Source organism: Cytophagaceae bacterium (genome assembly GCA_016722655.1).
Lineage (GTDB): Bacteria > Bacteroidota > Bacteroidia > Cytophagales > Spirosomataceae > Leadbetterella.
Genome location: JADKIR010000004.1, coordinates 2,845,867 through 2,867,510 on the forward strand (window position 1 = coordinate 2,845,867; position 21,644 = coordinate 2,867,510).

14 protein-coding genes and 2 pseudogenes are annotated in these 21,644 nt (G+C 38.0%); 9 read left to right on the forward strand and 7 right to left on the reverse strand.

The window, feature by feature from the left end; all coding sequences use genetic code 11:
• Window positions 1-13 precede the first annotated feature (13 nt).
• A complete protein-coding gene (locus IPP61_12880; protein ID MBL0326054.1) occupies window positions 14-1,042 on the forward strand; it encodes a hypothetical protein in 1,029 nt (342 codons plus the stop codon).
• 23 nt (window positions 1,043-1,065) lie between these two features.
• On the opposite strand, the gene IPP61_12885 is transcribed toward IPP61_12880, so the two are convergent.
• Entirely contained in the window at window positions 1,066-1,731 is a 666-nt protein-coding gene (locus tag IPP61_12885; GenBank protein MBL0326055.1) for a hypothetical protein, read from the reverse strand.
• A gap of 303 nt (window positions 1,732-2,034) precedes the next feature.
• Window positions 2,035-3,768: a glycoside hydrolase family 9 protein gene (locus tag IPP61_12890; GenBank protein MBL0326056.1), complete on the reverse strand. Its 1,734-nt coding sequence runs from the start codon at window positions 3,766-3,768 to the stop codon at window positions 2,035-2,037.
• A 1,378-nt stretch (window positions 3,769-5,146) separates the two neighbouring features.
• Here IPP61_12890 and IPP61_12895 point away from each other — a divergent pair.
• Together IPP61_12895 and IPP61_12900 are read left to right on the forward strand one after the other, a co-directional pair.
• Window positions 5,147-7,801 carry a glycoside hydrolase family 3 C-terminal domain-containing protein gene (locus tag IPP61_12895; protein MBL0326057.1) on the forward strand — a complete coding sequence of 885 codons (2,655 nt, stop codon included), beginning with the start codon at window positions 5,147-5,149 and terminating at the stop codon, window positions 7,799-7,801.
• A gap of 25 nt (window positions 7,802-7,826) precedes the next feature.
• Window positions 7,827-8,093: pseudogene (locus tag IPP61_12900) on the forward strand (glycine--tRNA ligase).
• Between the two features lie 591 nt (window positions 8,094-8,684).
• Here IPP61_12900 and IPP61_12905 read toward each other — a convergent pair.
• Together IPP61_12905 and IPP61_12910 are read right to left on the reverse strand one after the other, a co-directional pair.
• Entirely contained in the window at window positions 8,685-9,140 is a 456-nt protein-coding gene (locus IPP61_12905) for a hypothetical protein (GenBank protein ID MBL0326058.1), read from the reverse strand.
• A gap of 241 nt (window positions 9,141-9,381) precedes the next feature.
• Window positions 9,382-9,941, reverse strand: a pseudogene (locus IPP61_12910) (aminoacyl-tRNA hydrolase).
• 67 nt (window positions 9,942-10,008) lie between these two features.
• Here IPP61_12910 and pyrR point away from each other — a divergent pair.
• From pyrR to IPP61_12930, 4 genes are all read left to right on the forward strand, one after another.
• Window positions 10,009-10,548: a bifunctional pyr operon transcriptional regulator/uracil phosphoribosyltransferase PyrR gene (pyrR, locus tag IPP61_12915; GenBank protein ID MBL0326059.1), complete on the forward strand. Its 540-nt coding sequence runs from the start codon at window positions 10,009-10,011 to the stop codon at window positions 10,546-10,548.
• Complete coding sequence (locus IPP61_12920; protein MBL0326060.1) at window positions 10,548-11,141, forward strand: leucyl/phenylalanyl-tRNA--protein transferase; 594 nt, start codon at window positions 10,548-10,550, stop codon at window positions 11,139-11,141. The genes pyrR and IPP61_12920 overlap by 1 nt, the downstream gene beginning before the upstream one ends.
• A 103-nt stretch (window positions 11,142-11,244) precedes the next feature.
• Entirely contained in the window at window positions 11,245-12,573 is a 1,329-nt protein-coding gene (locus tag IPP61_12925; GenBank protein MBL0326061.1) for an alpha-L-fucosidase, read from the forward strand.
• A 1-nt stretch (window position 12,574) separates the two neighbouring features.
• On the forward strand, window positions 12,575-12,928 hold the full coding sequence (locus IPP61_12930; GenBank protein MBL0326062.1) for a nuclear transport factor 2 family protein: 354 nt from the start codon (window positions 12,575-12,577) through the stop codon (window positions 12,926-12,928).
• Between the two features lie 77 nt (window positions 12,929-13,005).
• On the opposite strand, the gene IPP61_12935 is transcribed toward IPP61_12930, so the two are convergent.
• Window positions 13,006-14,010: a VWA domain-containing protein gene (locus IPP61_12935; GenBank protein MBL0326063.1), complete on the reverse strand. Its 1,005-nt coding sequence runs from the start codon at window positions 14,008-14,010 to the stop codon at window positions 13,006-13,008.
• Window positions 14,011-14,114: 104 nt separating this feature from the next.
• Here IPP61_12935 and IPP61_12940 point away from each other — a divergent pair, with 104 nt between their 5' ends.
• Together IPP61_12940 and IPP61_12945 are read left to right on the forward strand one after the other, a co-directional pair.
• Complete coding sequence (locus IPP61_12940) at window positions 14,115-14,711, forward strand: nucleotidyltransferase family protein (GenBank protein ID MBL0326064.1); 597 nt, start codon at window positions 14,115-14,117, stop codon at window positions 14,709-14,711.
• 3 nt (window positions 14,712-14,714) lie between these two features.
• Window positions 14,715-15,635, forward strand: coding sequence for a lysophospholipid acyltransferase family protein (locus tag IPP61_12945; protein MBL0326065.1), 921 nt, complete (start codon window positions 14,715-14,717; stop codon window positions 15,633-15,635).
• A 183-nt stretch (window positions 15,636-15,818) separates the two neighbouring features.
• Here IPP61_12945 and dnaE read toward each other — a convergent pair whose 3' ends face one another.
• Together dnaE and IPP61_12955 are read right to left on the reverse strand one after the other, a co-directional pair.
• Complete coding sequence (dnaE, locus tag IPP61_12950; GenBank protein MBL0326066.1) at window positions 15,819-19,409, reverse strand: DNA polymerase III subunit alpha; 3,591 nt, start codon at window positions 19,407-19,409, stop codon at window positions 15,819-15,821.
• A gap of 318 nt (window positions 19,410-19,727) precedes the next feature.
• Window positions 19,728-21,623, reverse strand: coding sequence for a hypothetical protein (locus IPP61_12955; GenBank protein MBL0326067.1), 1,896 nt, complete (start codon window positions 21,621-21,623; stop codon window positions 19,728-19,730).
• Window positions 21,624-21,644 lie beyond the last annotated feature (21 nt).

The following is a 21,644-nucleotide window of genomic DNA, read 5'->3' on the forward strand; positions in this document are numbered from 1 at the left end:
CTACTTTTTCAGAATGAGAACTCCTCCAATAAATAACAGTTTTTTGAAGCAAAACTTTTTTCTGTTACTGCTAAATGTCCTTTGTTTTTCGGCATTTTCACAGGAAAGTCTGCCCAAATTATTGCTGAATTACTGGGAAAAAACAGAAATCACCGCTCCTGATGGCAGCAAAATTTATCACTCAGGATATGAAGATAAATCATTTGATTTAAAGATTCTGAGTGCCGACTCACTCATATTATTTAAGGAAAATCTGGCGACTAGTTATAAGTATTTTTATAAAGACAGTTTGCTGATATTCAAAGATTTTCATTTTAAGGTGCTTAAACTTTCCGAGTTGGAGTTAGAGCTGCAGCGTGTCCATGTGAATGATACAACTCTGGCTCTTGTGATTCATTTTGAACCCAAAAAATTGTTCGACCTTACCTATACCCCTGAGTCTTATATTGCACAAAATGGTGAGCCGGTGTATAAGGTGGTTTTTGGCAAGCTGGAGCCAGCATTTAAGGATTCACTCTGGTCACCGGTTGAATATATTATGAGGAGATTTGGATTCCCTGAATACAAAAAAGGTGGGTTTGTAGTAAGCTTAGTAATCACCAAAAATGGAGATATAAGGGCTGCAAGGGTGATTGCAAGCTCTAAAAACCGGTACAATAAAAAGCTTCTGAAAGCAGTGAAAACTACAAAAGGAAAATGGCTGCCCGCTGAGTTTCGGGGTGAAAAAGTAAATGTGGCGTTAGAATTTGACTTCAATTTGGGTTATATCGACACGGAAGTGAGTCAAGTTGATTCGGTTCTATATTCTTTAGCATATCTTGAATGTGCTGAACAATCATTTGAAGTAGGTGCTTATTCAAAATCTCTAAATTGTGCAAAGCTGGCAATTGATTATAATCCTTTTAATGTGGCTGCGTATTACCAGCATGCTGCAACAAGTTTGTATTTACGGAATACAAAAGCAGCCTGTAATGACTATCGGCAACTCATTTTTTTGGGCCAAAAGAAAGCTGAGTCTCTTTACGAAAAGCATTGCAAGTGATGTGAATATTATTGGCAAAAAAATTAATTATGCTTCTCTTTCATCCTCAAATACCCATTCAAATAAAAGAATTTGGAGGCATAAAACGGTAACATTATGATGGCGTATTCCATTTTATAGTCAAATATGGCCAAATCGACTAAAAGCAATACGTTGGAAAGAATGATTAACCAAAGACTCCAGGAGATTTGAGAATCGACTTTTTTGTTTCCAAACACCAGAGTAATATAATAAGCAAACTGAAAAACTCTGATAAAAAATAATACCTGGACAGGGAATGAAAACAATGGGAAAAAGACAATGATAAAAAATAAGCCAAGTGAAATTATCAAAAATGTCTTTGTGTAAGTTTTGGTTTCTCTGGTGTTTACTTTTTTTAGTTTCTTTAAAACCTGATAAAGCTGTATTTGGATTTCGAAAAAATATATGATGGTTAAAACGGGTAAATAGTAAGTTTCTGTATAACAAAAATAGCTAAAATTTAGTCCGATTAATAGAAATACAAAGGCAGCAACTATCAGGTATTCTTCCTTTTCGATTGAAAAATTATGAATTTGAAAAAAAGCAAAAATTAAAAACAGAGGAATACTGTTTTTGATGAATAATAGAGAAGTATTTAAATTAAAAAATTCAAATATTAAATCTAAACCTACCAGCAAAAAGTAAAAAAAAACTAATTCTTTTCTCAATGGCTAAAAAGTTTTTTTAGAAAGGATAAATCTAACGAGTATAATCTTGTCTATAAAGTGTACTATCCTTCCTGTAAAGGATATAGAATGCTTTCCTGATGTTGATTCCGAAACAAATATATTTAATTGTATCTAAAAATTAATGTTCCGCACCAAAAAAACATCTATATCCATGAAGCCATTTTATTGATTTTTAATTTCTTTCTTAAAAGTTTTCAAGAAATTTCCCAAAAAACCAAGTTTATACTTCCGTATCGTTAATTATTTATGGTAAAAGATTAGATATTAATATATAAAAAATCTTTATTTTCCTTTCTGGACACTTTCAATTCCCATCAATAAATACACCAGCGGGGCATTCCAATTGATGGCGATTTCGTTGGAAGCGTAGGAGCAAACATCATCCACAAATGACTCGTCAGGTACCGAAGATGCGTATTGGCATCGATCCTGCTGACCGGGGTTGGGTCCGCCTGACAATAATCCCGGTATAGGTTCCACGATTCCATCTGCCTCGGAAGGCCTGTGATGCGGGTGCATTACTTGTTTGCTTCCGTAACCGGTCACAAAACTGTATCCGGTGCCGTTTCTTCCCAAAATATAATCCAGATTTTCGAGAGAGGCATTCAGATAAGCTTGTTTTGGTGTAATTAGATTGGCCTTCAAAAGTAAAATCCCCTGATTGGCATTGTGAGAGTTACTGCCCCACATATAATCACGTGCGGTATTGCCAAAAACTGTATGATAAAATTGCTTTTCTGGGTTTTCCAATAATTGGTCGGCAAGTTCTATGATTTGCTTTTTGCATTTTTCGACCACAGATACTGCGATTGCAGGTAATTTGGTTTGACCAACAAGTGTATAATGCCCCAGGGCATAGGTTTGGTTCCATGATGGAATCGGCAAGCTTTTGGGGAAGTATTTTTCAACGGTTTCCAGATATTTTGCATCTTTGGTGAGTACAAACAGCTCTGCTCCAGCCCAATACCATTCGTCGTCAAAGCGTCCGTCGCCATAAGCCCCGGTAGTTATAGCCGGGCTGAATGTCTTGTTTATTTTTTCCTGCTGATAAAAGACTGCCGGGTTGGCCTCAGCCCATTTCCAGGCTTTTTGAGCAGCTATTTTGCATGAGTCTGCCAGCTTGTTGAGTTTATATTTTGGCAAAATTCTGGCCGATTGGGCCATCACAGCAGCAAAGTCCAGAGCGGCAGATGTACTTTTTTGTACCACATAACGAGGTTTTGTGGTTTCTGAAGGCATCTCCATGCCATCAAAATCAGCATTGGTAAGTTTATGATATACACCACCATCGCCCGGATCCTGCATGGCAATCATCCATCTGAGGTTCCAAAGGATTTCATCTGCCAGATCTGGAAGGTTATTTCCACTTTCCGGAATATTTAAATTCAGTTTTTTGGCCAGACTGGGAAAGTCTTCCAAAGCAGCCAGTAAAGTGTTCATCGTAATTCCCGAATTCACGATGTATTTGTTGTAATCACCGGCGTCGTACCAGCCTTTAGGAGCTGAAATCACAGTGCCTTCGGGTCGGTTTGCACTTACAGCCGAAGCATGTACGAGCACTTTGTCGTCTGGGTGTCCGGCTTTCCTGGCCCATTTTCCGGCATATTTTTCAGTCAATTCTATCGAATGCCGCTGGAAATAATAGCTTTTTATGGCTCCTTTCAACACTTCTTCATGCACATTTTCTTTTATTTCAAATGGAAAAGACTTTCCTACTTCCGGAATAAATATGAAATATTTTCCGGCTTTTTGAAAGGAAGAAAAATCGGCCAGCTGACTGTATTTTTCGGTAAACGGACTTTTTATTGCCGCTGTGAGGGTGCCTGTAAACACCGTATCTTTCGCTGAAGTGCCAACAATATAAAATTTGGTGGCATCTTTTCCGAGCACAACGGCATGTTTGATGGCTTTCGGGTAAAATCCGACCTGATTGAGTCGGATGGCATCGGGACTTTGGGCACAGAGTATAGTGGCATTGCAAGCCAAAATACCGGCCAATAATAAGGTTTTTGTCATGGTTGAAAAAATGATTTTGGTATTCAGTACTTTACGAAAAAAACAATATCGAATGGTTAAATTCCGATGATTTCGTTTTTTTCTTTAGGTACAATTTCAATATAAAATAACCTCATTTTTGGGGTAAAACCAAGACATTTTTCAATAAGAATAAAAGAAATTAGAGTGTTCTTTTGATTTTTTCATTCAAGACTCTGTCATCCTCTAAAAACAAATTTGTTTTCAAACAATTTCAAATGTTTTTCCATCAGATATTAATTTTTTTAGTTTGAGATAACCAATTAAAAAGTAAAATTTCGAAAAATATACCAATACCATAGTAATCGCATAATCATAAGGATTTTTAAACATTACCATGTGTATCAATGAAGAAATATCTGACAAAATCAACAACCATAAACTTATAGAAATGGCGGAATTTAAACGGCTATTGCGAAACACTATCGAAATAAATATTGCATGTTGTAAAACATTGATAAACAATAAGATTTGATTGATAAATGAAAATTGGGGAAAGAACATTATAATAATAAACAAGCCCAAAGAAAAAATTATGATAATTTTAATAAAGTCTTGTTTATAAGTTGATAGAATAATATTAGTATGGTTTTTTAAAATCTTGATTTGAAGTTGTATCTCAATAAAATAAATTATTAAAATCAAAGGGATATAATTTTTTTCTTTGTTGAAATAATAGCCAAAGTTTAATCCAAGCATCAAAAAAATGAAAATGATTAACAGTAAATAATCATTTCTGGTGAAGTGGAATTTCCTGAAATAGCCCAAAATTGCAGCCAGATATAATGGAATACAATTTTTAAAAACAAACAAAAGTATAGGGCTTTTAATAAATTCAAATATTATATCTGAAATTACTAAAATACAAAAAATAATAACAAAGACTTTTTTCAATGGCTTAAATAATGAATTTTTATTTTTCAGAGAATTTTAATTGGAAAAAGCACAGCTATTTTAATTCCCTGAAAATTCGTTTATCTTTATTTATCCTTCAATAAATGTACCTAAAGTATGATTTAGGGTAAATATTTTTGCATCCCATCTCAATTATTTTTTTAGACAAAAATCGCTTTTTTTACTTTCAACAATTCCTCTATTTCAAAGACTTATGAAAAAAATATTTATAAGTTTTAGCCTCCTTTTTTAGGTTGAAATGTAATGAAAACTGTCTTTTATTAAACTGAAAAAGAAGGTGAGTTAATTTTTTCTTATGCTAAACAAAGGATTTCTCATATTCAAAAAATAGGATAAAAAAACCTTCTTATATATTCATTTTCCCTCTATTTTCGCTAATTTTGACTACCTGAATGATTGCCCTCATTCACAAAATCATTTATTCCTAAATAAAAATATTTCCCAAATGAATACTTCTATTTCAAGAATTTCTTCCTTAAAAATTAATCTGAAAATTATTACCATTTCATTTTTTGTTTCCTTTTCGTTTAAATCCATAGCACAGGATTACAAATCATTTCCAATGTGGGATTCCAATCTCACCCGTGAGCAAAGAATCAATGATTTGGTGAGCCGCCTTACACTCGATGAAAAGGTGAGACAGATGATACATTCAGCTCCTTCCATACCTCATTTGGGAATTCCGGCTTATGACTGGTGGTCAGAGACCCTGCATGGTGTGGCCCGAACGCCATATAGTGTAACTGTTTATCCTCAGGCAATTGCCCTGGCAGCCACCTGGAATCCACAAGGGATTAAAAATATGGGCAGGTTTTCGGGAATAGAAGGCCGTGCGGTATATTACAGGTCATTGCGGGAAGGAAGGAATAACCAGCGGTACTCAGGACTTACTTTCTGGACACCTAATATCAATATTTTTCGGGACCCACGATGGGGTAGAGGACAAGAAACTTATGGCGAAGACCCTTTCCTGACTAAGACAATCGGAAGTGCAATCGTGGCAGGTCTTCAGGGAGATGACCCCAATTTCTTGCTTTCAGCCGCTTGTGCCAAGCATTTTGCGGTACATTCGGGTCCTGAACCCAGCAGACATGTCGACAATTTTTATCCTTCAAAATATGACCTTTGGGACACATATCTGCCTGCATTTAAAGAGTTGGTCACAAAATCAAAAGTGGAAGGGGTAATGTGTGCCTATAACAGAGTTGACAACCAACCTTGCTGTGGAAATGACCTTCTTATGACTGATATCTTAAAAAATCAATGGAAATTTGACGGATATGTGACCAGTGATTGCTGGGGTATAGAAGACTTTTTCAGATTCCACAAAACTCATAAAGACGCCACCTCCGCCGCTGCTGATGCGGTTCTTCACGGCACCGATGTTGAATGTGGAAACAATGTTTTTCATTCATTAAAAGAAGGTGTAAAAACAGGTTTGATCACGGAAAAACAAATAGATGAATCGATAAAGCACCTTTTTAGAACCCGTTACAGGTTGGGAATGTTTGACAGCCCTGATTTGGTGAGTTATTCAAAAATACCTGAAACCGCCCTTGAATCGCCCGAACATAAGGCTCTTTCCCTTCAGCTGGCTCAGCAATCTATGGTGCTTTTGAAAAATTCAAAAAATACTTTGCCATTAAAAAAGTCTATCAAGAAAATAGCTGTAATAGGCCCAAATGCTGACAATGGAATCGCCATTTTAGGAAATTATAACGGTTTACCTTCAAAACTAACCACAGTTTTGGAAGGAATAAAGAATAAGCTTGGTTCAGAGGTAGAAGTGATGTATGAAAAAGCAATCAACTATACCAATGATACCCTTTTTGTGCCTGACAATAAAATAGTATTGACTTATGACAATCAAAAGGGAGTTTTGGCCGAATATTACAATAATGATTCATTGGGTGGGAATCCCGTGATTAGTCGTCGTGAAGAAGGAATTAATAATTATTGGACTGATGGGAAAAGTCCGGGTGACGGGGTCGATAAAGATCATTTTTCGGCAAGATATATTTCTTATTTTGTGGCAGAAGAAACCGATACACTGAACTTTGAAGCACAAGGCGATGATTTTTATCGTGTCATGATAGACAGAAAAGTGGTAATCAATGCCTGGGAGAGGAATCGATGGGGAGCAAGACACATCAAAGTTCCTGTGGTTAAAGGTCGTAAATATGAAATTAAAGTTGAATTCAAACAGATTGAAGGCAATTCATTGATACGGTTTTTTGCAGGGAAATACGAAAAGACAAATCTTGCTCAACTGAATGACAGAGTGAAAGACGCCGACGCCATTATATTCGTTGGAGGAATTTCGCCCGCACTCGAGGGTGAAGAGATGCCTGTTAATCTTCCCGGATTTAATGGTGGTGACCGCACTAGTATTATGCTTCCAAATGTTCAAACTGAACTAATGAAAAGCCTGAAAAATACCGGCAAACCATTGGTTTTTGTAATGATGAGTGGTTCGGCAGTAGCAATTCCATGGGAGGAAGACAATGTTCCCGCCATCTTAAACGCCTGGTATGGGGGTGAAAGTGCCGGAACTGCTGTTGCAGATATCCTTTTTGGAGACTATAATCCTTCCGGCAAATTGCCAGTGACTTTTTATAAATCTGATTCTGATTTGCCTGATTTTCTCGATTATTCGATGGATAACCGCACCTACAGGTATTTTAAAGGCCAGGCATTGTATCCGTTTGGATATGGTTTAAGTTTCACTGCCTTTAAATACGGCAATCTGATTTTACCAAAAACGCTTGCAAAAGGCATGCCTTTGGAGGTTGAGGTGAGTGTCACAAATTCCGGAAAATTGGCCGGTGAGGAGGTAGTGCAGCTCTATGTTTCACACCAAAAAATAAATGGAAAAGCTCCGATTCGGGCTCTGAAAGGATTCCTTAGAATTAGTCTAAAACCTGGCGAGACTCAGGTCGTAAAAATGCAATTGTCAGTAGAAGATTTATCGATTATTTCTGAAAATGGCGAAGAAGTGCAGCCTGTAGGTGAGATGGTAATTTCTGTGGGTGGAGGCCAACCCGGTATGAAAAATAAAACTACCAGCAAGGTAATAAGTAAAAAAATGAGGGTAATCTGATATAAATAATCAGAAAACAGACCAAGCCGAAAAAGCTCAGGAGATTGCTCAAAGTCTTAAATCTAGTTTTAGAACTGTATATGACGATGGTGGTGCCATTGGTAAGCGTTATACCCGTCAGGACTTGATTGGTACGCCATTCTGTATAGCTGTGGATTACGAAACCATGGAAAATGGAACTGTAACAATTCGTCATCGTGATAGTATGAAACAGGAAAGAGTGGCAATTTCTGATTTGAAAGAGAAAATTGGTTATGCAGTAAGTATGGAGAGGATTCTGGAAGAGATTTGATTTTAAGAATATTTATCGAAAAGGCTGGGAGAGATTCCGGCCTTTTTTGGATTTTAATATCACTTTTTTTTTGCCTTTATAAGTGTCTGCCCGCCCTTGTTTGTGTCCGCCCTTGTTTGTGTCCCCACAAACAAAAATATGGCATTTTATGACTGCCATTTTTTATGACTGCCCTTGTTTGTGTCCCCACAAACAAGCATATGGCATTTTATGACTGCCATTTTTTATGACTGCCATTGTTTGTGTCCCCACAAACAAGAATATGGCAATTTTGTGTCTGCCATTTTTTATGCCTGCCCTAGTTTGTGTCCCCGCAAACAAGCATATGGCAATTTTGTGTCCGCCTTCGTTTCCGTTTGCCTTCGTTTCCGTTTGCCTTTGGTTGTGTCTGCCTTTGTTTGTGTCTGCCCTTGTTTGTGTCCCCACAAACAAGAATAGAGTTCTTCCTATATCTTCGAAAAAAAACATATCCCCCCCCAAAAAACTTAAGCCCGCCTTCAGGGAAAGCGGGCTAAGTGTCTATTCAACCCTAACCTATTAAACTATGAAAACTTAATATGTTGCTAAATAAAAAAACCTTTAAACCGGCTATTATAAGCTGGTAACAGGTTCTACCTCATTCGGAACTTCGGTTAACTCAAAGTCTCCGTTGCCGGCGTTTTTACTTGACCAGATAAAATCAAAAACTGTTTTGTTTAATTGAATTTTCTGTGCCCAGTTTCTTGCTTCGCTTTTTCTCATGCTACCCAGTTTTTCGCTTAGGTTAGCCGAAGCATTCATAAATTCAGCCTTTTGAGCTTCATTTAAGTTGTAAAAAGCTACACTTGAATTGTGATAAAGATTCACAACTTCAACGTACTTTTTCAAATCCTCACTGTTTCTTCTCGAAACTTTTTTAGCTTTTGAATTTACATAAGATGTAAACTCTCCGGTGTTACCGGTTACAATTCTGTCTGTTACGCTTAAAATCGAATTGTGATTCTGAGCATTAACTGTAAACGTTCCAAAAATTAGTGCTAAAACGACTGCTTTAATTTGCTTTTTCATGTTTTTATCTATTATTCTTTAAGTGAATTATGATGCAAAATAGTAGAATCAAATTTTAATAACCAAATTTTGTTTGGCATATTTAACAGAATAAAATTCTGAATAATTATAAATCTATAAAATGAAAATTAAAAAAAGCAAATTATATTTGGTTTTAAGAAAATATTATTTCGTCAAAGTTTGGAATCGTTTATGAAAATTTTTTTTTGTAGTATTTTTGAAAGTTCTTGAAATAATACAATCATTCGTTGTAAAAGTTCATAGTAGGTGTAATCCCTTGCGTGCAAAAGCTAAAAATCATATCTATTGCCTTGTCTGTTTTTAGGTCTATTTCAATTCTTTCGTCAGTCGAAAACTTTCCCAAAACATAATCAACTTGTCGCCCTTTGGGGTAATCAGAACCAATGCCAACTTTTAATCTTGGATAAATATTATTCCCCAATACCTCTTCGATGTTTTTCAAACCATTATGGCCTGCGGAGGATCCCTGAGCTTTTAAGCGGAGTTTTCCAACCGGCAAAGCAATGTCATCTACAATTACCAAAACGTTTTCAATGGGCACTTTTAGCTGATTCATCCAGTAATTTAAAGCTTTGCCGCTGAGGTTCATATAAGTAGTGGGTTTAATAATAGTAATGGATCTTCCTTTTAACTTAAAGTCTGCCACACTTGCCAATCTGTCAATTTTGAAAGATATTTCTTTTTTTCGGCCAGTTTATCCAGGATCATAAACCCTACGTTGTGCCTTGTTTCATGATATTCAGGACCTATGTTGCCCAATCCCACTATTAAATACTTCATTAATTGCTCCTGATTCTATGTTAATTTGCAAAATAACTAATATTTTTGTTGATAATAATTATCAGCGATGCAAAAAAAGAGGCTTATTCTCAGTCAGCCATTATTAGATATTACAATTAGAAGGCTTTGTCAGGAAATAATTGAGAATCATGACGCATTAAATGAAACCGTCTTGATGGGTTTGCAGCCACGGGGTGTTTTTTTAGCCGAACGGATTCAAAGAACTTTAAAAGAAGAATTTGTCACTGACCTTAAGCTCGGTTTACTCGATGCCACTTTTTATCGTGATGATTTTAAAAGGAAAGGTAATATTCTGAAGCCAAATTCCACGAGAATCAATTTTATCATAGAAGAAAAGAATGTAATACTGATTGATGACGTATTAGCTACTGGTAGGATGGTAAGGGCGGCTATTGATGCCATGCAAGCATTTGGAAGACCCTTGAAAGTGGAGCTTCTATGTCTGATAAATAGAAAGTATAATCGTGATTTGCCTATACAGCCCGATTTTTCCGGAATGAAAGTCAATACTCTTGACACCCAAAGAGTTCTGGTTGAATGGACAGAGCAGGGTTTTGAAACCGATAGTATTTGGCTGATCGATTGATGATTCCTGCCGATATTCTGATAAAAGGTTACCTCAATGGCGTTTTTCCAATGGCTGACGACGCCACCGGTGAAATCTATTGGTATTCACCGGATCCCAGAGCTATTATTCCAATTTATTCTTACCAATGCCAAAAATCTCTTAGGCCAGTTTTAAATAAAAAAGTATTTGAAATAAAAATTGATTTCGATTTTGAATCGGTTATCAGATCATGCTCAAAGGAACGTTTTGATGGAGATGGGGTTTGGATTTCAGAAGAGATTGTAAAATCATATTATAATTTACACAAATTAGGTTTTGCACATTCGGTGGAAGCATATTTTGAAGGAAAATTGGCCGGAGGCTTGTATGGAGTGGCATTGGGCTCTGTTTTTTACGGCGAATCTATGTTTTTTAATATTCCTAACGCCTCCAAAGTGGCTTTTCATTATTTGATAGAAATCTTAAAATTTAATAATTTTCAACTACTTGACACACAGTTTATTAATGATAATGTTAAGCGTTTTGGAGCCATAGAAATTCCCCGCCGTCGCTTCCAGATGCTTCTTAAAGATGCCCTGAAAACTGAATCACACTTTGTTTTGCCTTCATAAATAAGTATTTAGATATAGATAATTTCAGTTGTAAAATTTTCAAATAATTTTCAAAAATTGAAAGCCTGTTCCTTATATTTACTTTATAAACTACCTTAAATAAATGAAATCAAGATTTAGTTTTTTGGCAATTCTGCTTTTGTTTTCCCATTTTGGATATTCACAAAACGGATATCAACCTAGTCCCGAAAACCTTGAGGCGAGAAAATGGTTTCTGAATGCAAAATTTGGAATGTTTGTGCATTGGGGCGTTTCTAGTATGCTCGGAAATGGTGAATGGGTAATGAACAACCGTAACATCAAAGTGGAAGATTACAAGCGATTGTCCAATGCTTTTTATCCTCATGATTTTGATGCTCAAAAATGGGTGGCTACTGCAAAAGGAGCCGGAATGCAATATATTACATTGATTACGCGGCACCATGACGGCTTTAGTATGTGGGATACCAAACAATCGGACTGGAAAATTACAAATACTCCCTATGGGAAAGATGTAGTGAAGCAAATTGCTGCTGAATGCCAAAAACAGGGCATCAAATTGTTTTTCTATTATTCACTGTTAGATTGGTATAGGTCTGATTACCAATATGAAACAGGAAAAACAGGAAAAGGAACCGGCAGAACACAAAAAAGTGACTGGCCTTCATACATAAATTTTATGAAAGCTCAGCTTACCGAATTGTTAACCCAATATGGTCCCGTTGCAGGTATATGGTTTGACGGTCACTGGGATCAACTCGACAATGATCACGACAAAACTCTTCAGTCCAAAGTCGATTGGAAATACGATGAGATTTATGCTTTGATTCATAAACTCCAACCCGCGGCTTTGATTGGCAATAACCACCATTTGATGCCATTGCCAGGTGAAGATTTTCAAATGTTCGAAAAAGACTTGCCCGGGGGTAACAGTACCGGTTTTGGAGGAGCCGATATCAGTGCTTTGCCTTTGGAAACCTGTGAGACTATAAGTGGGGCCTGGGGTTATAATGCCACCGATTTAAATTATAAAAGCACCAAACAGTTGATTCAGTATATTGTGAAAGCTGCAGGTTTTGGGGCCAATTTCTTGTTGAATGTAGGTCCTATGCCTGATGGTACAATTCAGCCCGAATTCACTCAAAGGTTGGCCGAAATAGGCGATTGGATGAAAGTTTATGAAAATACTATTAGAAATACCACAGCAGGATTTCAGCGGCCAAATGAAAAACTTTCGATAACTCAAAGTGGTAAAAAAGTGTATCTGCATTTGTTACAGGCAGAAAAAGACCTCGCAGTAATAATTCCGAAAGAAGTAATTTCAGCAAAAACTTATATTGATGGCCAGGTAGTGAATTTTAAAGCTGCCGGCTTAAACAATTATTATGTTTTTGATCTTTCAAAAGTGAAATTTAACGAGATTGATACGGTAATTGAGCTAACAGTAAAATAAAATGGAACCCAAAGAACTTATTAAGAAATGGGTGGAAACATTCAATAATACTGATGCCATTGCTCTCAGTGATTTTTATGCAGAAAATACTGTGAATCACCAGGTAAATACAGATCCGGTTGTTGGAAAAAACGCTATCAGGGAGATGTTTGAATCTGAGTTTTCGAAAGCTAAAATGGTTTGTATCATTGAAAATATATTTCAGGATGGTGATTGGGGCATGTTGGAATGGAGTGACCCATTGGGGCTGAGGGGTTGTGGGTTTTTTAGATTTGAAAATGAGAAAATTGTTTTTCAAAGGGGTTATTGGGACAAATTGAGTTTCCTAAAAATACATAACCTGCCCATTGAATAAAATATAATTGCAAAAAAAAAAGCCACGAATCACAGTAAAACCCGGATGATTCGTGGCTTTGTGTATATCAAAGGATACTATTTCAGTGTTCTTATCTCAAACCTCAGCTTTCGGGGGTCGGCTTTTGATATAATCTGTTGATTTCGAATATATTCCAGATTGTAAACATTGGAAATTACCTTCCCAAATTTTGTAAATACTTCCTTCAGTTCTTTCACGTTTTCAGGAAAACTCACCGAGCCACCATTGGATGCCAGCTTGGTCAAAACAGCCTGATCCACGCCTCCGTTTCCGTTTAATCCGATAAAGAAACTGGTGATTTTATAGCTGTTTTTGTCGTTTTTGATTCTATTAAGCAAGTAATCAGCATTTACACTTGGAGGAGCCATGTTATCAGTACCATCAGTAAAAGTAAATAATACTCTGGATTGTGATTTGGAGTCCATCAACATGTCAATTCCCGCGTCGATTGACTGATAAAGAGCGGTAAATTTGCCTTGTTTCAATCCTTTTACATAATTTTTGAGAGCTTCTTTGTCTGTGGTTAATGGATATTGATTGATGGTATCAGCAAAGTCCACGATTCCCATTTTTACGACTTTTCTTTCTGTAAAAATCTTTTCGATAAAATCAATTGCATAGGTCTTAATGGTTTCAAAATCAGCACCTAATGACTCGCTTCGGTCAAGCACCAACACAACACTTATGTCTTCAGACTGGCTGAACGACATCGTGAATTCAACATCTTTTTTCCAGTCTTTGGTATCATTTTTATATTCATAGGCTGTAATCGACTCAATGTTGTAATTGGTATTACTGGCGTCGATAATTCTGAAATTATCAATGATGACTTTGGTGAGGGTTGAGCCCTGGGTTTCACCGCCAAAGGTTTTCGAAAAATCGATTTTGATTTCTCTGGAAGTGTTTTTTTCGTCAAATTTTACTTCAGGATTTTTTCCGGTAGTATTCCAGAAATCGAGATAAATCTGAAAGGTATTTTCGGGATTAACATCGTTGCCACCACAGCTGATGAGAACCAAAGCCAAAAGGAGGCTTTTCAGAGTCAAGAAAGCTAGTTTCATTTTTTTAGAATTTTAATAAATCAGTCTTGGTAACGAAAACAACCTACCAAAACTTTTAAAAGCACGTTAAATTATTGCAAATTTGCACAAATATTTTGAAAAACATGAATGTTGGGCTGGTTATTTTAGCTGCAGGAGCCTCAAGCAGGATGGGAACACCCAAACAAATCCTTCCGATTTTTGGTAAACCCATGATTATTCACCTCATCGATGAGGCGTTTAAAACCAATTGTCATCCAGTGACGGTGGTGCTGGGAGCCAATAAAGAGAAAATTGTGCCTGTGCTGGAAGGAATCCCTGTCACGCTGGTTGATAACCCTTTTTGGGCCAGTGGCATGGGTAGTTCGGTAAGGATGGGATTGGTGGGTAGTTATCTTTTGACCAAAGGAATAGAGGCACTTATTTTTATTACATCTGACATGCCCTATGTAAACGCCGACCTGCTCAATGAAATGATTAAACTGGCAGAATCAAATGATGACAAAACCATCGTTGCAACAAAATATGCCGGGACTCTGGGTATTCCGGTGTTATTTAAAAAGCCTCATTTTGAAGAGATATTGGAATTAAACGGGCAGTTTGGTGCTAAACAGATCATAGAAAAACATAAATCGAAAGTGCTGGAATTAGCCTTTGAAAATGGGAAAACAGATTTAGATACCAAAGAAGATTACTACGAATTTCTGCAATCAAAAAATTAATTCATGCAAAAAGTTCTGATTTTTATTATTGAAATTATCTTAAAAACCATAGCTGCCTTACCGCTACGGGTTTGGTTTTTTATTTCATCGTATCTGATTTTTCCTTTGCTATTTTATGTTTTAAAATATCGTAAAAAAGTAGTTATAAGTAATTTGCAAAATTCTTTTCCTGAAAAAACTTCATTGGAAATAGAAGAAATAGCCCGAAAGTTTTATGTATATCTGGCAGATAATATTGTAGAGACCATTAAACGATTTAATATTTCGGAAAAAGAATTAAATAAAAGAATCACAATAAAAAACCCCGAACTCATAGAAAAGTATTTTAATGAAGGTAAAAACCTCATGCTTTCAGTCGGGCATGTCGGAAACTATGAATGGTTTGGTTCCTTTATTCCAAAACTGGTTTCTTATGAGGTTCTGGTACCTTATCGGAAACTCACCAGCCCGGTAGGAGAGGCCATAATGAAAAAAAATAGAGGTATTTTCGGAATTATTGCTTTCCCGACTTTAGAAACTGCCCAGTATCTTAAGAAAAAGTATTCCAAACCGTTTATGCTTTTTATGGCCAACGATCAGTCAGCACATCCTTATAAGGCTTTTTGGACCGAATTTTTACATCAGGCTACTTCTTTTTATCCCGGTACCGAAAAACTCGCCAAGCTGTTTGATATGCCGGTTGTTTTCGCACATGTGAAGGTTCCCAAACGTGGATATTACGAGGTGACCTTTGAGCTTTTAAGTGATGAGCCTAAGGTTTTACCAGAGGGAGAGATTATGAAAATGCATGCCGCAACTTTGGAAAAAGATATCATTGCCAGACCGGAATTTTGGCTCTGGTCGCATCGCCGTTGGAAACACAAAATGCCTGAAGAGCTTGAATTTGGCTTTGTGGCCAAAAAAGATAGGAAAGTAAGGCTTTAATGTGCTAATTAATAATGGGTTAATGTGTTAATTAATAATGTGTTAATGTGTTAATTGTTAATGTGCTAATTGATAATGTGTTAGTGAGTTAATTGTAGTTGTTTTTTGCAAAAAAAATCCGTTTTTAAATTTTTTCTCAGCACCCGGTACTCCCAACTCGGCCCTCACAACTCGCAACTTATTCTAATTAAAACTCAAATTCTCAGCTCCAACTATTTCCAGTAATCTTTTCTGAATGTCTTTATTTAAATCAACTTTTACACTCCGGCTAAACATGGCCACGTCGTACCTTTCTGTAGTATCGTAAACATTGATTTTAAGGTCAAATTTTCCGGGATTTTGCTGAATCACTTCTTTCAGATGCTGAATGGTCACATCATTTATTTCTTCCAAATCCACTCTAACACGTACCTCTTTAAACCTTTTGGCTTTCATTTCATTTAAAAGGTCGATTTGCTGAGGTTTGAACTCAAATTCTCCCTCCCGGTTCCATTTGGTCTGAAGCTTACCTTTAATGGATACAAAAAGACCCATTTGGAGATATTTCGAAAACTCAACATAGTCTTTTCCAAACAACATGATTTCCATCGACGAACCGTAATCTTCGATCTTAAAAATACCGAATGGGTTACCATTTTTTGATTGCCTGATCTGTACACTGGATATAACCCCTCCAATCAAAATATCTTTTCCATGATTTTCCGGTTCAAAAACCTGATCTAAAGGCTTGCAAACTGACATTTCGATAGAAAACTGATCCAAAGGGTGCCCCGAAATATAAAAACCTACTACCTCTTTTTCATATTTCAGTTTTTCAATATTTCCCCATTCTTCGATAATCTCAATCTTCGGTTTTTGTACATCAAAAGAATCGTCTCCGCCAAATCCACCAAAGAGTGAACTTTGGGATGAAGATTTTACTTCATGCACCTTATTGGCATATCTAATAAGTTTTTCGATGAAACTGCTACCTTCATGTTCATGGAAATATATCGCCCGGTGAATGTCAGAAAAACTATCAAAAGCCCCTGCATAAGCCAGTGATTCGAGCGTTTTTTTGTTTACAGTGCGGAGGTTTACTCTCGAAATAAAGTCAAAAATATCTTTATAGTGTCCATTTGCGGCTCTTTCTTCAATAATTGCATCTACAGCTGCATCGCCAGAACCTTTGATACCACCCAAACCAAACCGAATTTCTTTTTTCTTATTTACTGAAAATTTCCTGGCCGATTCATTGATGTCGGGCCCCAAAACATTTAGCCCAAGAGCCTTACATTCTTCCATGAAAAACGTAATCTTATCAATGTTGCCCAGCTGTGAAGTCAATACCCCTGCCATGTATTCTTCGGGGTAATGGGCTTTTAAATATGCAGTTTGGTAAGCCACAAAAGCATAGCAGGTAGAGTGAGATTTGTTAAAAGCATATTGGGCAAAAGCCTCCCAATCAGTCCATATTTTTTCGCAAATCTTGAGGTCATGGCCATTTTTATCTGCACCCTCCATAAACTTCACCTTCATCTTGTCCAGAACGGCTTTTTGCTTTTTACCCATGGCCTTACGCAGCACGTCGGCGTCGCCTTTGGTAAAGTTGCCTAACTTTTGTGAGAGCAACATCACCTGTTCCTGATACACCGTGATACCATAGGTTTCGGACAGATATTCTTCCATTTCGGCAAGATCATAGTGTATCTCCTCCCTGCCGTGTTTACGGTTAATGAAGTTGGGTATGTAGGCTATCGGACCCGGACGATACAAGGCATTCATGGCAATGAGGTCGTCAAACTTATCAGGTTTGAGTTCCTTCATGTATTTTTTCATGCCGTCAGATTCAAACTGAAATATGGCGTTGGTTTCGCCATGTTGAAACAGCTCAAAAGTTTTGGCATCGTCTAAAGGAATATAATCTATGTCAATAGCTACTCCGTGGTTTTCTTTTATCATTTTGAGGGCCTCTTTGATAATCGAGAGGTTTCTCAGACCCAAAAAGTCCATCTTGATTACTCCGGCATCTTCAATCACTTTTCCCTCGTATTGGGTAATAAGCAAGTCAGAATCTTTGGATGTACTCACCGGTACAATATTAGACAAATCTTCAGGTGCAATGATGATACCCGCCGCATGGATACCCGTGTTTCTCACTGTGCCTTCCAGTTTTTCAGCCTGATGCAATACTTTACCCACCAGATCGGGGCTGTTGTACATATCACGTACTTTCTTCACATTCTCGATTTCATCGGGGCTCAAACCCAGCTCATTCAGAGAGTCAGGCCCCGCCAGAGGTTTGTGAATTAGTTTTTTAAAGTCCATGCCATAGGCCGGCTTATCAGGTATCAACTTGGCAATATAGTTGGCGTCGGCCAAAGGCAACTCCATCACCCGGGCCACGTCTTTGATACTTGACTTGGTGGCCATGGTACCATAAGTGATGATTTGTGCCACCTGGTTTCGGCCATATTTCTGCACCACGTAGTCAATCACCTTCTGGCGACCTTCGTCGTCAAAATCGGTATCAATATCGGGCATTGACTTACGGTCAGGATTCAAAAAACGCTCAAAAAGCAGATTGTATTTTATCGGGTCAATATTCGTAATGCCAATACAATACGCCACAGCCGATCCAGCAGCCGAACCCCGACCCGGGCCAATCATCACGCCCAGATCACGCCCTGCTTTGATAAAGTCCATCACAATCAGGAAGTAGCCCGCAAAGCCCATCGTCTTGATTGTAAAAAGTTCAAAGTCAAGTCTTTCCTGAGTTTCCTGGGCTATCTCTCCCCATCGTTTTTTGGCCCCTTCGTAGGACAGATGTTTCAGGTATTCCCATTGATTGAGTTTATCGTCGGGGTGAATTTTGAAGTCATCGGGTATCGGGAAGTTGGGCAGCATGATATCTTTTTTCAGCTCCAGCTTCTCAATTTTATCTACTATCTCGTTGGTGTTGTCAATGGCTTGTGGCACATCGCTAAACACCTGGGTCATTTCGGCGGTGGTTTTGAAATAAAACTGGTCGTTATAAAACGCAAACCTCGTATCCCTGGCACTTACTGAGTCGTCATCATTGAAATCTTTCGCCGATGGCGTACTCATTTTTTCGTTGGTGTTGACACAAAGCAGGATATCATGAGCCACCCAGTCTTGTTGGTCCACATAGTGGCTGTCGTTGCTCGCTATTACTTTTACACCATATTTTTCGGCCCATTTCAGCAGTACGGCATTCACCTGATTTTGCTCCGGAATATCGTGCCGTTGTATTTCGATATAATAATCCTCACCAAATCGCTCCAACCACCATTGAAACTCCCGCTCGCCTTCTTCTTCTCCCTTTTTCAGGATTACCTTAGGCACTGAAGCACCGATGCAACAAGTGGTGGCAATAAGCCCTTCTTTGTATTTTTCAATCAAAGCCTTGGTTACCCGTGGATATTTGCTGTAAAGTCCCTCCATATAGCCCAGAGAGCATAATTTCGTGAGGTTTTGGTAACCCAGGGCATTTTTGGCCAACAGCAACTGATGATACCGGATGTCTTTTTGTTCTTTGGTAAACTGCTTGCGGGTGTGATCTTCCACAACATAAAACTCGCAACCTACGATGGGTTTCACATTAAATTTCTCTGATGCCGCCACAAAGTCAAACACGCCAAACATATTTCCGTGGTCGGTGATGGCCATGGCGGGCATGCCATCGGCTTCGGCCTTGGCAAATAGTTTTTTGATGTTTGAGGCTCCATCAAGCAGCGAATACTGCGTATGGTTATGCAAATGCGAGAATTTCATTCCGGTTTTTTAAGTAGTATCATACAAATATAGCTAAAAAATTTGGCGGTGCAGAAGCCGATTTTTCCACATTGACCGAAAGGACTTGAAAGAGAGGAAGGTTTAAGTATAAACTAAACGAACATAGATTTACACGGATGGGACACGGATGAGAATCTTACCTAAGTTATTTTTGGCGGCCCCACGCTTTGGGCGTGGCCGGGCTATCCATTACAAGTCCTCCCACGCTTTAAGGCGTGGTCCGGGCTTTCCATTTCTATCCCTGGCCGGGGGGGTAATTCAGTTTTGGTAATTTTTTACTGGATATAGCTTTTATAATCAACCTCCAACTCTTTCCAAACCAAGGCTCCATTGACCTACTCCCAATACCTCAGCCCAAAAATACAACTTGCTATTTTCGATTTTATATGTTACGTAACCTGGTTTACCATTAGGTACAAATAATTTAATCTGTTTGTTTTCAATAACCCAATTCCAGTTATATTCCTTACCATATGCTTTTTGAATTGCAGTTCCATCTGGGTTAAATTGCCAACCATCATCTGTTCCAGAGGGAGGGTAAATCCATTTTCCAAAAAGGTTAGGGTCTAGTTCCATGTTATTGAGCTTGACTTTGAGGGTTAGCTCCCGGCTACCCAAATATCCTGCTTTTGAAGCGGTGTTGGTCACCAGAGCAAAAAGAACACTTTTGTCGGTTTTAAGTTTTAGGATGTCTTTGACAGTGACTTTATCAATAGAAGAATTGAGAAACTGCATTTTTGTTCCCACAGTTTTATAAACGGTCACCCGGCTGTCGGCATCGGTCGGCACAGTAAACACGATGTTGGCTCCATCGGTAAATTTGTCGTAGTTGAGACTAACCCTGTAAATGGCCGCAGAATAGTCGGCATAAGTTTTCTTAAATTCTTTTACCGAATCTTTTTCGGCTTTAATATCAAAAAGTCCATTATGAGAAGCCAGCCAGAATCCCGTGTTTACATCATCATACACTTTTCCTTCAAGGTAATCTCTGAAAAAAGCGTCCCACCAAATGAAAGGCAGATTTGGACTAATGGCCTCTACGGGGTGCTTATTGGTTTTGATTTTTTCATATGCTGATTTTACCAATGCATCGCCATTTTTGTCAGTCAGATATTTCACCACTGCCGACATGCCATAGCCATGTTCACCGGCACTGGTTTCGGCTCCTTTCTGGAATCCATTGAAGGGAGCCATTTGGTGACCGTTTCTGATGGTCGATACATAATTAGCCTGACTCGAAAACATCTTCTCTATCCAAACTGCCGTGGCTTCGTCGAGCCAAAAATGTGCATAGTTACCGGACTTGGCCCGGCTAAAACGATTTCGCGGATCATAAAACGACTGCACCAGGTGGAAGAACTCATGTCCTGCTGTCAGTTTTAATTCGTCAGTATCTTTCATTTTTTCAGAATTAAACTCCATCCAGCCATAATTATAACCCAACACCGAATTGGAAGCATAGCCAAACACTCCCGCGTCCAATTTTTTTACGCATACCTTCATTGGCCAGCTGGTTCGGCTGGAATAGGAGAAACCCAGGTTTTTAAATTTTGTGTAGGCACCTTCCAGATAAGTTCCGAGTTTCAGTACGTCGTCTTTCATACCCAGAAACGGAAAATATATTCTGAAATGGCCCTCAGGAGTATCAATGGAGAAATTGCCGTCAAACGAAATCAGATACATTTTTACTTTAGTTTCAGCTATACGGCCGGAGACATCACCTTCTGATACTTTTTGGTCTGTCGCAGGTAAGGTTACCAATGTATAACCTGAAGAATCAATGGCCGGCAAATAATGATAATGAATGGCTGTTTTGTTAAGACTTTTTACAAAAATCTCCTCCCCAACGGCCACCAGAGGTACTTTTGCCTCAGTATTTGTATTTTTTTTGATTTTAATTTTGATTCCCTTGTTGACATTAAGTGGCAAACCTTCGAGGGCAAACAATTTAGAATTTACCGATTCCAGCTCCTCCGGGGCATTTTTTACTTCACTGATTTCCAGGCTATTGGTGCCTTCAAATGCCGCTGCCGGAATGCTCACAATTAAATCGGTGGATTCCAGCGAACCGCCTTTTTGGTCAATATCAGCTTTAGCAACCGATTTTTCGGGATTTATTTTATCACCAAGCAGATTGCAGGATGTTGAAACAAATATTAAGGAAATTAGATATAACAACCTCAAATTTTTCATGACAAAGCGAGTTTATTGATT

Excerpts from the sequence above, each read along its gene's own strand:
- IPP61_12880 (MBL0326054.1), top strand. The coding sequence starts at position 14 with ATGAGAACTCCTCCAATAAATAACAGTTTTTTGAAGCAAAACTTTTTT.
- IPP61_12890 (MBL0326056.1), bottom strand. The coding sequence starts at position 3,768 with ATGACAAAAACCTTATTATTGGCCGGTATTTTGGCTTGCAATGCCACT.
- IPP61_12895 (MBL0326057.1), top strand. The coding sequence starts at position 5,147 with ATGAATACTTCTATTTCAAGAATTTCTTCCTTAAAAATTAATCTGAAA.
- IPP61_12905 (MBL0326058.1), bottom strand. The coding sequence starts at position 9,140 with ATGAAAAAGCAAATTAAAGCAGTCGTTTTAGCACTAATTTTTGGAACG.
- pyrR (MBL0326059.1), top strand. The coding sequence starts at position 10,009 with ATGCAAAAAAAGAGGCTTATTCTCAGTCAGCCATTATTAGATATTACA.
- IPP61_12920 (MBL0326060.1), top strand. The coding sequence starts at position 10,548 with ATGATTCCTGCCGATATTCTGATAAAAGGTTACCTCAATGGCGTTTTT.
- IPP61_12925 (MBL0326061.1), top strand. The coding sequence starts at position 11,245 with ATGAAATCAAGATTTAGTTTTTTGGCAATTCTGCTTTTGTTTTCCCAT.
- IPP61_12930 (MBL0326062.1), top strand. The coding sequence starts at position 12,575 with ATGGAACCCAAAGAACTTATTAAGAAATGGGTGGAAACATTCAATAAT.
- IPP61_12935 (MBL0326063.1), bottom strand. The coding sequence starts at position 14,010 with ATGAAACTAGCTTTCTTGACTCTGAAAAGCCTCCTTTTGGCTTTGGTT.
- IPP61_12940 (MBL0326064.1), top strand. The coding sequence starts at position 14,115 with ATGAATGTTGGGCTGGTTATTTTAGCTGCAGGAGCCTCAAGCAGGATG.
- IPP61_12945 (MBL0326065.1), top strand. The coding sequence starts at position 14,715 with ATGCAAAAAGTTCTGATTTTTATTATTGAAATTATCTTAAAAACCATA.
- dnaE (MBL0326066.1), bottom strand. The coding sequence starts at position 19,409 with ATGAAATTCTCGCATTTGCATAACCATACGCAGTATTCGCTGCTTGAT.
- IPP61_12955 (MBL0326067.1), bottom strand. The coding sequence starts at position 21,623 with ATGAAAAATTTGAGGTTGTTATATCTAATTTCCTTAATATTTGTTTCA.